The following is a 12,159-nucleotide window of genomic DNA, read 5'->3' on the forward strand; positions in this document are numbered from 1 at the left end:
CAACCGATTGAAATGATTTTTTAAATAAAACTGCAAAATTAGTGTTATTCTTCCAATTTGCAAAAAATATTTTACATCCGTGTTTTACTACAAGAGGAGTTGCCTGAATTATTATTTAGTTATCTTTGCATTCCAAAACAGAAAAGATGCGACAAATTCTTACTTCGGTTACTGCTGGTACAAAAATTGTATATCTTTTTTTACTCATGTTTATCGGTCTGCTTCTGGCCGGGAGCATATTGATTGCTTTCTCGGCTGTTACAGGCGTTGAAGAGGGCGGGGTAACAATCATATATCTGAGTTCGGGATTACAGGCTTTTTTTGCATTCGTTATGCCTGCATATCTTGTAACCGGATGGAGTTTTCCCGGGGCAGCGCAATACCTGAAGATGGTGGACAAAGAGCATGCAGGGAGGAAAATTATTTTAGCAATAATGGTTTTTCTCCTTTCTTATATACCGGTTTTTCTCCTTACACAATGGAATAAAGGCATTGAACTCCCAGAATCGATGCAGATTGCTGAACAGTGGATGCGTTCTATGGAGGATGCTGCACAGGAAACAACCGATTTGCTGTTATCCGGTGAAGGTATCGGGCGCCTTTTCATGAACCTGTTTATGATAGCCGGACTTGCAGCTGTTGCGGAAGAGATGTTTTTTCGCGGCGCATTACAACAGCTTATACAGGAGAAATTCAGAAATGGGCATATGGCTGTGTGGATTGGCGCATTGATATTCAGTGTAGTGCATTTTCAATTTTATGGCTTTTTTCCAAGATTGTTGTTGGGAGCCCTGTTAGGCTACCTTTTTCTCTACACACAGAATCTGTGGATACCTGTACTTATGCACTTTGTGAATAACGCTACAGTTATTGTGCTGGCCTATTTCTGTAGAGACAGTGAATGGTTGTACAATATTGAAAACAGTGAGATCACTGCACCCTTTGCAATTATGGCACTAATTTGCTTGCTGCTGACAATTCTACTGTTCTGGTTATACAAAAAAAATTTAAGAACCTCAGTACAAACTGAAGTTGATTCTTGCTGACTAATTCAATTTTCTAACGTGTTGCGGTAACAGCTAAACAGCTATCCTAAGTCTTATATTTAGCTGTAAATGATAACAACTAACACAAGCGAAAGTTAAGTAACAAACAATAATGATACAAATTCAGAATACATTAATATCGGACGATATTTTCGAAGAACAATTTATCTGTAACCTCTGTAAATGCAAAGGGCAATGTTGCGTTGAGGGTGAGTCGGGAGCGCCACTTACTAGAGAGGAGTTTGAACAAATAAAAGAAATTCTGCCGGATATCCGGGATGAGCTCTCCGCCAAAGCGATTGAATTGATCAATGATCAGGGAATAGCATATATAGATAATGATGGAGAACTGGTTACCTCAATAATAGAAGGCAAGGAGTGTGTTTTTACCTATTTCGATGAGAATGGCGTATGCAAGTGCGCAATTGACAAAGCATACAGAGAGGGGAGGATTTCAGTTCAAAAACCAATATCTTGCCATTTATACCCTATCCGGCTTAATGAGTATAATAATTTTACAGCTGTCAATTACCAGCGGTGGTATCTCTGCAAGCCTGCACTTAATCTTGGACAAAAAGAGGGGATACCTCTTTACCGGTTTTTAAAAGAACCGTTGATAAGGAGATTTGGTGAGGATTGGTATAACGAGCTGTGTAAGGCTGCAGAACTGTTTAAAGAAAACTGTTAAAAGCAGTCAATTTCTCCTGTTTTGGATTACTTAAGCCAGCCGAAAGCACTATTTCGCTTTTTTTTACCCATTTACTTTCGGAATATTAAATCTTTGTTTTATTTTTGCACATAAATAAATGAAATGTGCAAAGTAAAGTGTCTGCAGCAATATCTAAAACGAAGAATAATCTTATAGACGTAGCCCGGCAACTTTTCGCGAAAAAGGGTGTCGAGAATACGACTATGAACGATATTGCAGAGGCTTCTCAAAGAGGAAGGAGAACATTGTACACCTATTTCAGCAGCAAGAACGATATTTACAAGGCAGTTATAGAGTCTGAGCTAAAAGTACTGTACAATAAGCTTGAAGAGGTGGTTGAGCGTGATATGCCCAACGATGAAAAACTTCTTTTGTTGGCTTTTACGCGGCTAAATGCAATAAAAGAGGTAGTTACACGAAACGGTACACTCCGGGCCGATTTTTTCAGAGATATATGGCAGGTGGAGAATGTGCGCAAGGAGTTCGACAAGAAAGAGATTCATTATCTTGAGACTATCTTGCAGGATGGGTGTGACAGCGCTATCTTTCAGATTAAAGATGTAAGGCAGACAGCCGAAATTCTGCACTATGCATTTAAAGGTCTTGAGGTGCCTGTTATCCGTGGTGTAATGAAACTAGAATATAACAAAAAAGAGGATAGGGATATTATCTCGAACCTCGTTTTAAATGGGTTATATACCAAATAGATATTTTAATAATAATCAATCAAATGAAGTTACTAGAAGGAAAAACAGCGGTAATAACCGGCGCCGCACGTGGTATTGGTAAAGCCATAGCTTTGAAGTTTGCGTCGGAAGGATCAAACATCGCGTTCACAGATTTAACTATAGATGAGGTGGGGGCAGCCACTGAGCGTGAAATTGCCTCGCTTGGTGTTAAGTGCAAGGGATATGCATCCAATGCTGCTAATTTTGAGGAGACTCACAAAATAGTTGATGAGATAATAAAGGATTTCGGCCGTATCGACATACTTATCAATAATGCAGGTATTACTAAAGATGGATTGATGATGAGGATGAGCGAACAGCAATGGGATGCGGTAATTAATGTGAACCTGAAGTCGGCATTCAACTTTATCCATGCTGTTACACCTGTGATGATGCGACAGAAATCGGGCAGCATTGTGAATATGAGTTCTGTGGTTGGTGTTTCAGGAAATGCGGGACAGGCTAACTACTCGGCTTCAAAAGCAGGCATGATAGGCCTGGCAAAATCTATAGCAAAAGAGCTTGGGTCACGTGGTATCCGTGCAAATGCCATTGCTCCGGGTTTTATCATAACTGATATGACAGGTCAATTGTCTGAAGAGGTAAGAAAAGAATGGGCAAAGCAAATTCCTCTTCGTCGCGGAGGTACGCCCGAAGATGTTGCGAATGTAGCTCTTTTTCTTGCTTCAGACCTCTCTTCGTATGTCAGTGGGCAGGTGATAAATGTTTGTGGGGGAATGAATGCATAATTATTACCACTTTTTGCCTTTATTACAGGGATACTGATTATATCAGGGATACAGAATAAATTTTGTGTCTCTGATATTTTGTTTCATCAGTGAATCCTCAATAAATAACAATACTCCTAATGTTATTGCTTTTGCAAACATAGGGATTTCTAAAAGCCTCTTTCATTGCAATCGTGACAAAACGGATGATGTTGACATCTAATGCATTAGAAATCATTTTTTTATTTCAAGGGTTTCAAAAGTAGGCTCACAAGTTTAATTATCACTATTTATTCCCGGCAAAAGGGAAGTCACATATCAGATGACAGTTCTTTACGAAGACAACCATATTATTATCGTTAACAAGGCACCAGGTGAAATTGTGCAGGGCGATAAAACGGGCGACAAACCATTGTCGGAGATGGTGAAAGAATTTTTGAAAGTTAAATATAACAAGCCCGGTAACGTGTTTTGTGGCGTTACGCACCGGCTCGACCGGCCCACAAGCGGGGTGTTGGTGTTTGCCAAGACAAGCAAGGCGCTCTCGCGACTGAACAGAATGTTTCGTGACGATGAAGTAAGCAAGATCTATTGGGCTATAGTAAAAAATCGCCCACCAAAAGAAGAGGGCACTTTGGTGCACTATCTGATGAAAAATGAAAAAACAAATAAGTCTACTGCTTTCGATAACGAGAAACCAAATACCAAAAAAGCTGTCTTACATTATAGACTTGTAGGTGCTTCAAAAAATTATTTTTTGCTGGAGATCGCTTTGGAGACCGGGAGACACCATCAGATCCGCTGCCAGCTGGCCGAAACGGGGTGTCCCATCAAGGGCGATCTTAAATATGGGGCTGAGCGCTCCAATCCCGATGGCAGCATCAGCCTGCATGCGCGTTCTATATCATTTATACATCCTGTTTCAAAAAAGAAGATATCGGTAACTGCACCTGTTCCGGAAGATGATCTGTGGAAAGCATTTGTATAAAACGTAATCGTCAGAAATGCGGTAACTTATTTGTATAAAAACTATTTTCTCAAGCAGGTTTAATAATTATTTATAGATCTATTGTGCCAATAAAGAACCAAAAAACAGGTCTGAAGAGCAATTTGAGCAATAATCTTTTCCTCGTTTTCGATAAAAATCTTACATTTGTGGACGAACTAAATTTTTAATTTTTCACGATGAAACCTACATTATTTGTATTGGCAGCAGGAATGGGCAGCCGCTATGGCGGACTGAAACAGTTAGACGGGGTAGGCCCGGCAGGTGAGACCATAATGGATTACTCTATTTATGATGCGGTAAACGCCGGCTTCGGAAAACTGGTTTTTGTTATTCGCAAATCGTTTGAAGATGACTTCAGGGAAAAGATTGTAAAAAAATATGAGAAGAAAATACCGGTTGAACTGGTATTCCAGGAGCTGGATAATCTTCCAGAAGGCTTTTCCCCCCATCCCGATAGAGTAAAACCGTGGGGTACCAACCACGCCGTAATGATGGGAAAAGAGGTGATTCACGAACCTTTTGCCGTGATCAACGCCGACGACTTCTATGGGCGTGAAAGCTTTCAGGTGTTGGCAGATTATCTAAAGACTCTTGAAAACAGTCATGACAAATATTGTATGGTTGGTTATAGAGTTGGCAACACATTGTCAGAAAGCGGTACTGTGGCGCGAGGAGTATGTGAGACCGATAAAAATGGAAATCTCACCGGAGTGGTTGAGCGCACACAGGTTATGCGTATTGATGGAAAAGTGAGCTACAAGAATGAAAGAGATCAGTGGATAGCTATTGACGACAATACGCCAGTATCTATGAATATGTGGGGTTTCACACCAGATTACTTCAAATATTCCGATGATTATTTCGTGCAGTTTCTTAATGAGAACGCGGAGAATATCAGAGCTGAGTTTTTTATCCCTTTACTGGTAAACCATCTGATTGTGAATGGTAATATTACAGTGAAAGTATTGGATACACCTTCAAAGTGGTTTGGTGTGACTTATGCCGATGATCGTCCCGAAGTAGTATCAAAGCTGAAAAGCCTTACCGCTAACAAGGCCTATCCCTCTCCGCTGTGGTAATTTTATGATTACTTTTCTTCACCTGATAGGCTGATTATGTGGGTACATATTGTCGTTATACTTCTTCTTATCCTTCTTAACGGTTTTTTCGCGTTGTCGGAGATTGCAATTGTTTCGGCAAAGAAAAACAAATTGGAAGCAGAACGCAAGAAAGGAAGTAAAGGTGCCGCGCGTGCACGAAAGTTGCAGGCCGACCCCGATAATTTTCTCTCATCAGTTCAGGTGGGAATTACTCTTATTGGTATTGTTAATGGTGCGTACGGGGGGCAGGCGTTTGCTGTCTATCTGGTACCTTTCTTTAAACAATTTAATGCTATAGGTGCTTTTGCGGACGCTGCTTCATTGATAGTAGTGGTATTCCTTATCACATATGTATCAATTGTTATAGGTGAGCTTGTACCAAAAACAGTTGCACTGAACAATTCCGAAAAAATGGCGATTGCTGTCTCGCCTACTATACACGTGGTGAGTCTTATCTTTTATCCTTTCGTGAAACTTCTCTCTGTATCAACAAGTTTTGTAAATAAACTTATAGGGTTAAAACCGAAAGATGAGGTGGTTTCGGAAATGGAACTGCGTGCAATGCTGAAGACAGCTTCGCATGAAGGTATTATTGATGTTGAAGAGAATATTATCCACGAACAGGTATTTTACTTCTCCGATAAAAAGGCAATTCACCTGATGACTCACCGAACGGATGTGGAGTGGGTGGATATAAGTAAAAGCCGTGAGGAGATAATTGAGGATCTGCTTCGGACAAAACATAGCATTATTCTTGCATGCAGAAAAAAGATTGATGATTTTACAGGAACTATATCTATAAGGGATTTTCTATTGCGTCTGAATAACAATGAACAGTTCACAATTGAAGAGCTTATTAAGGAGCCTGTTATCGTACCCAGTACCCTGCGGGCGCAAAAAGTGCTTGAGTACTTCAGGAAAAATCATATATTTATGGCTATGGTGGTAGATGAGTATGGCAGCCTCGACGGAATAATCACCATTCATGATATTTTTGAAAATCTTGTAGGTGCTATCCCGGAGGAGACAGAAGATGAATCTTATGAACCACTCATTTTTATGAGGGATGATAACTCTGCCCTGGTAAGCGGAGAGGCCCCTATAGAAATATTATCACAGCTTGATGAGGATTTTATCGTTGATTTTGATAAAATCGACTATTCAACAGTCGCCGGTTTTGTATTTGAATGTATTAACAAAATTCCCGGCGTAGGAGATAGATTTGAGTATGATAATCTTATGTTCGAGATAGTAGATATAGATGGCAACAAGATAGACAAAGTGCTGGTTACCAGGAGGTTCAAGGCAGAAAATGAAGTAATAATATAATTAATAACAAATAATGAGAGATGAGGGAGGTTGTTTTTTGCAGGTTTGATGCAGTTTATATTTAATAGTTTAAAATGTTAATTAATGAATTTATGTTGTTAAACACAAATTTTTATTAGGACGTTTCAAAAAACTGTGTTAATTTTACACCAATTATACAGAAAATCAATCTTCATCAATATCTTATTCTTAAACCCAGGAAATTACATGAACAATTTGTATAGCGAATCCGGTTTGCTTGTCAAAGCTTTTGACAAAACAGTGGATGGCAGGCAAACCGGGTTATACATTCTTAAAAACAAATTTGGAAGTGAAGTCACCGTAACTAATTACGGAGCTAAAATTGTATCGTTAATGGTTCCCGATAAAAACGGAATATTAACTGACGTAGTTTTGGGACACCCCACTATCGATGAGTACCTAACCTCGGAAGAGCCCTATTTTGGTGCTGTCTGCGGCAGAACAGCCAATAGGATTGCAGGAGGACGGTTTGAACTGGAAGGTAGGGAGTATCATCTTGCCATAAACAATGGACCAAACTCGCTGCATGGTGGCATCAAGGGATTTAACGCAGTTGTATGGGAGGTGAAAAAAGTGACAGACAACAGCATTCAACTGTTTTATCTGTCAGCCGACGGTGAAGAGGGTTTCCCCGGCAGCCTGTCTGTAACGGTAACATACACATTAACTGATGACAATGCTCTGGACATAAATTATAGGGCAACAACAGACAAAACTACCATTCTTAATCTTACCAATCACTCCTATTTTAATCTTTCAGGACAAGGCGATGAATATATTGGTGAACATATTCTTATGCTAAATGCCTCCAGCTACCTGCCTACAGACAATACAGCCATACCCTTGGGCGATGCAGAACCGGTGAAAGGAACTCCGTTCGATTTTACCCGGCCGCATGCTATTGGTGAACGTATAGATGATGATTTTGAGCAACTTAAAATTGGCCGTGGCTACGATCATAATTTTGTATTGAACAAAAAGTCAGTAAATGAATATTCTTTCGCAGGTTTATGTGAATCGCCCAAAACAGGGATCAAAATGGAGATTTATACTACAGAGCCCGGAGTTCAGGTATATACCGGTAACTGGATGAATGGTAGCTTTGTTGCAAAAAACGGTAAACGTTATCCATCGAGGTCTGCCGTATGCTTTGAGACACAGCACTATCCGGATAGTATTAATAAACCGCAATACCCTTCAGTGATTTTGAGTACCGCTGAGATATTTAATTCCAGAACTACCTACAGATTCTTTGTGTGAGATAAATATTTGAAATATAAAGTAAAATTATTCTATAATTGAAATTATTAAACAATAAAAAAGTATGAATACGACAACTCAGAAAAAGAATTACGCATTGCCTATCGCGGTAATGTTCATGTTGTTTTTTATGATCTCCTTCGTTACCGGTTTGCAGAATCCGATGGGAGTTATTGTGAAAAACCAGTTCGGCGCAAGCAATGCCATGTCTCAACTTGGAAATCTGGCAAACTTTATCGCCTATGCTTTTATGGGAATCCCGGCTGGATTAATCCTTGAAAGAAAAGGATATAAATTCACTGCCCTGATGGCTGTAGCTATTGGTTTTATTGGAGTGACAATTACCTTCCTTTCAGGAACTGTGGCTAGTTTTGGTGTATATCTGACAGGTGCTTTTATCTCAGGTTTCTCAATGTGTATGCTGAATACCGTGGTCAACCCTATGCTTAACACTTTAGGCGGTGGTGGAAATAAAGGAAACCAGTTGATTCAGTTCGGTGGTGCAATCAACTCCATTGGAGCAACTATCGTTCCCATACTTGTGGGTTACCTGATGGGTGATGTGGCACGGGCTGCTATTAGTGATGCCAATCCTGCATTGTTTCTTGCAATGGGTATTTTTGCCTTTGCTTTTATTGTTATTTTGGCAGTTAATATTCCCGAACCACGTTTGGAGATAACACGTAACCAGCCTAAAAAAGAAAAAGTAAAAGACAAGCACAGTGCATTGTCGTTCCGTCACTTCGTTCTGGGTATTATCGCAATATTCATATATGTGGGTGTTGAAGTGGGTATTCCCAACATTGCTAACCTTTATATGACAACAGGTGCTGAAGGTGGTGGCCTTGGCATAGCTGCAGGAGTTGCAGGCTCAATTGTTGGGTTATACTGGTTGCTGATGCTTGCCGGTCGTTTAATAGGTGCTTCGGTTGGTGCTAAAGTATCAAGCAAGTCCATGCTTAGCTTTACATCATCATTGGGTATCTTGTTAATATTGACAGCTATCTTTATTCCTGCAGCACTTTCGATTAATTTATTCGGTGCTGTTGTGCCTATTAAAGTTTTCTTCCTTGTTTTAGGCGGTTTGTGCACTTCCATCATGTGGGGAAGCATCTTTAACCTTGCTGTGGAAGGATTGGGTAAATATACTGAAATGGCATCCGGAATATTCATGGTAATGGTTTGCGGTGGTGGAATACTTCCATATCTGCAGGGATTAATTTCCGATAAAGCTGGCTTTCTAAGTAGTTACTGGCTTGTGATCGCAGGTATGGCATTTTTGTTATATTATGCACTTGCCGGATCAAAAAATGTTAACAAGAATATTCCTGTAAACCATGAGGAGTAAGACAAAAAGTACTCTTTACAGAACTTATTCTTACGTGATTCATATTTATTAATCAGACAATAATGACAAAAGAACAAATAGTTAAAATTTTTCATGAAAAATTCGGTGCTGAAGCACCTGAGGTATATACCTCCCCGGGGCGTGTAAACCTAATCGGGGAGCATACCGACTATAATGGTAGTTTCGTTTTTCCGGGAGCAATTGACAAAGGGATGATTGCTGCCATCAGGTTTAACGGGGCCGATAAGGTGAAAGCTTATGCAATTGATCTTGACGAAAGTTCCGAATTTGGGCTCAACGAGGAGGATCTCCCTAAAGAGGGGTGGGCGAAGTATATTTTTGGCGTATGCCGTGAGATAATTAAAAGAGGAGGTACAATTAAAGCCTTCGATACAGTATTTTCGGGCGATGTACCACTGGGCGCAGGTATGTCTTCTTCCGCTGCATTGGAAAGCACCTATGCTTTTGCGCTGAATGATATGCTTAAACTGGGTATCGACAAGTTCGAACTGGCCCGTGTGGGACAGAGTACCGAGCACAACTATGTAGGAGTAAAATGCGGTATCATGGATCAGTTTGCCTCTCTATTCGGAAAGGAAGGACATCTGATACGCCTCGATACAAAAACAATGGAATATGAATACTTCCCATTCGATCCCCAGGGTTATAAGCTGGTACTGCTTGATACGGTGGTAAAGCATGAGTTGGCATCATCAGCATATAATAAACGTCGCGAATCGTGTGAACACGCAGCAAGAACCATTGCTAAACGCCATCCTGAAGTGGAATTTTTGCGTGATGCAACAATGGAGATGCTCCTGGAGGTGAAGAATGAGATCTCAGAAGAGGACTTTATGCGTGCACAATATGTTATTGAGGAGACTCAACGCGTAAGAGATGTGAGCGATGCCCTTGAACGGGGCGACTATAAAACCGTGGGTGAGAAAATGTATGAGACTCATCATGGTATGAGCAAGTTGTACGAAGTGAGTTGCGATGAGCTCGATTTTTTGAACGATATTGCACGTGAACATGGGGTTACCGGTTCACGTGTTATGGGTGGAGGGTTTGGAGGTTGTACCATCAACCTTGTTAAAGATGAGTTACATGACAGTTTTGTAGCCGATGCCAAAGAAAAATTTAAGGCGCGCTTTGGCCATGAGCCGAAGGTGTACGACGTGGTAATAAGCGACGGTGCACGCAAACTTTAAGCTCTGTAAACACAAACCATGATAGAGAAGTAGGGATACGACAGTATCCCTCTTCTGTGTTTTTTTAACCGTTTTAACTACCTTATAATTACCTTATAATTACTATGTTACAGACATATTACAAAAATAATGATCAATTTTTGATCGCAGTGGATTGCATTATTTTTGGTTTTAGCAAAAAAGATCTTCACGTACTGCTTACCCGGCGGCCTGTTGAACCTTTAAAAAATAAATGGTCTCTTATGGGAGGTTTTATGGAAGCAGATGAAAGCCTGTATAAGGCAGCTGAAAAAGTGTTATACCGGTACACTAAACAGAAAAACATTTACATGGAGCAGGTAAAGGCTTACGGAGAGATAGACCGTGATACGGGGGGACGGGTTATTTCTGTAGCCTTTTATGCACTGGTGCCAACGGAAAATTTCAATACCTCACAGGCACGAAAGTTTGATGCCAAATGGACAAACATAAATAGACTACCGCAACTTATTTTCGACCACAACCTAATGGTAAACGATGCTCTAAAGCTTCTTCAGTATAAAGTTTCGACGCAACCTCTAATGTTTCGCTTCTTTAATAACAAGTTTACACTTCCTGCTTTGCAGGATCTTTATGAAGCTATTTATCAAATGCCTGTGGATAAACGTAACTTTAGGAAGAAACTCAGCTCGATGAACCTGTTGGATAAACTGGAGATAAAAGACAAGGAAAACTCTCGCAGAGGAGCCTTTTATTACAGATTCAACCAAAACAAATATGAGAGTTATCTTAAAACTGGAAAACGCTTCTCTTTGTAAGCGATATGCAATCTTAGTTATTTATTAGGTCTAAATATTGCAGACTGTTGCTGGTTCGTTTTAATTTTTCAGGTAGTAGTTTACCGTGGTTACTACCCTTATATTTTTAATGTATGGCGTGTTGGCATCCCTATCGGTAATGGAGAACTGCCCCTGTGAAGCATCGCGTATCTTACCGAGCTTGCTTCCGGAGTCGATGGCGAATTTTTCGGCGGCAAGCCGTGCGTTTTTGGTAGCCTCCTCTATCATTTGAGGTTTAATATCATTCAACCCAGTGAACTCGTAGATGGTGCTATAGCGGTAATCGCCACCCGTAATGGCAACACCCTGCTTCAGCAGTTCGGTTTGCTCTGAGATTAGTTTCCTTATTTTCTCCACATCTTTGGAAGTAACGGTGATTACCGATGTAGCATTGTACCGGTATTGAGGTGTTTGTGCGGAGTAACGTTCTGCCTCCATATCAATTATTTCAGGAGGAGCAACGCTTATCTCTTCGCTTGATATGTCGTTTGCCTGTAAAAACTCCACAATGGTTTTGTTCTTCGTTTGAATATTGTTGTAGAGCGTTAATAAATCATTACCTAAATCTTTGTACATCAAAGGCCAAACAACCTTATCTGCAGGGACCTCCATCTCGGCAAGTCCCTTTACCGTTACTACACGGTCTCTGTTTTTAAAATTACTGATACCGGTATTAATCATGACACCTATTAATGTCAGTCCCACCGCAATAATCAATGATTCTATCCTCCAGTTTTTCATTTTTATAAGTTTTTTTACGGAACTTGCACCTCACTATAACTGTTAAGTGAGAATGATTATGCCCGCACGTTTCATGTTTTTATTATATGTTTAACAACTAAACGGATAAAT

At 40.2% G+C, this 12,159-nt stretch carries 12 protein-coding genes; 11 read left to right on the plus strand and 1 reads right to left on the minus strand.

Annotation, left to right across the window (positions count from 1 at the left end; all coding sequences use genetic code 11):
• Positions 1–146 precede the first annotated feature (146 nt).
• The 11 genes from B3B27_RS10195 to B3B27_RS10245 all read left to right on the plus strand — a co-directional run bounded on the left by B3B27_RS10195 (position 147) and on the right by B3B27_RS10245 (position 11,286).
• Complete coding sequence (locus B3B27_RS10195; RefSeq protein ID WP_238866860.1) at positions 147–1,046, plus strand: CPBP family intramembrane glutamic endopeptidase; 900 nt, start codon at positions 147–149, stop codon at positions 1,044–1,046.
• A 112-nt stretch (positions 1,047–1,158) separates the two neighbouring features.
• Positions 1,159–1,734 (plus strand): DUF3109 family protein, encoded by a 576-nt coding sequence (locus B3B27_RS10200; RefSeq protein ID WP_238866858.1) that lies wholly within the window; start codon positions 1,159–1,161, stop codon positions 1,732–1,734.
• Positions 1,735–1,871: 137 nt separating this feature from the next.
• Entirely contained in the window at positions 1,872–2,462 is a 591-nt protein-coding gene (locus B3B27_RS10205; protein ID WP_238869480.1) for a TetR/AcrR family transcriptional regulator, read from the plus strand.
• 23 nt (positions 2,463–2,485) lie between these two features.
• On the plus strand, positions 2,486–3,232 hold the full coding sequence (fabG, locus tag B3B27_RS10210) for a 3-oxoacyl-[acyl-carrier-protein] reductase (protein ID WP_238866856.1): 747 nt from the start codon (positions 2,486–2,488) through the stop codon (positions 3,230–3,232).
• A 301-nt stretch (positions 3,233–3,533) separates the two neighbouring features.
• Positions 3,534–4,199 carry an RluA family pseudouridine synthase gene (locus tag B3B27_RS10215; protein WP_286845858.1) on the plus strand — a complete coding sequence of 222 codons (666 nt, stop codon included), beginning with the start codon at positions 3,534–3,536 and terminating at the stop codon, positions 4,197–4,199.
• Between the two features lie 197 nt (positions 4,200–4,396).
• A complete protein-coding gene (locus B3B27_RS10220) occupies positions 4,397–5,299 on the plus strand; it encodes a sugar phosphate nucleotidyltransferase (RefSeq protein WP_286845856.1) in 903 nt (300 codons plus the stop codon).
• Positions 5,300–5,335: 36 nt separating this feature from the next.
• Entirely contained in the window at positions 5,336–6,649 is a 1,314-nt protein-coding gene (locus tag B3B27_RS10225) for a hemolysin family protein (RefSeq protein WP_238866850.1), read from the plus strand.
• A 207-nt stretch (positions 6,650–6,856) separates the two neighbouring features.
• A complete protein-coding gene (locus tag B3B27_RS10230; RefSeq protein ID WP_238866848.1) occupies positions 6,857–7,930 on the plus strand; it encodes an aldose epimerase family protein in 1,074 nt (357 codons plus the stop codon).
• A 64-nt stretch (positions 7,931–7,994) separates the two neighbouring features.
• On the plus strand, positions 7,995–9,278 hold the full coding sequence (locus B3B27_RS10235; protein ID WP_238866846.1) for an MFS transporter: 1,284 nt from the start codon (positions 7,995–7,997) through the stop codon (positions 9,276–9,278).
• Positions 9,279–9,340: 62 nt separating this feature from the next.
• Positions 9,341–10,489 carry a galactokinase gene (galK, locus tag B3B27_RS10240; protein ID WP_286832554.1) on the plus strand — a complete coding sequence of 383 codons (1,149 nt, stop codon included), beginning with the start codon at positions 9,341–9,343 and terminating at the stop codon, positions 10,487–10,489.
• Between the two features lie 104 nt (positions 10,490–10,593).
• Positions 10,594–11,286, plus strand: a complete 693-nt coding sequence (locus B3B27_RS10245; RefSeq protein ID WP_238866842.1) for an NUDIX hydrolase — start codon at positions 10,594–10,596, stop codon at positions 11,284–11,286.
• Between the two features lie 60 nt (positions 11,287–11,346).
• Here the strand turns inward: B3B27_RS10245 and B3B27_RS10250 are convergent, their stop codons facing one another.
• Positions 11,347–12,048, minus strand: coding sequence for an SIMPL domain-containing protein (locus B3B27_RS10250; RefSeq protein ID WP_238866840.1), 702 nt, complete (start codon positions 12,046–12,048; stop codon positions 11,347–11,349).
• Positions 12,049–12,159: the final 111 nt, after the last annotated feature.

Origin of the sequence: Proteiniphilum sp. UBA5463 (assembly GCF_002427225.1) — a bacterium.
GTDB lineage: Bacteria > Bacteroidota > Bacteroidia > Bacteroidales > Dysgonomonadaceae > Proteiniphilum > Proteiniphilum propionicum.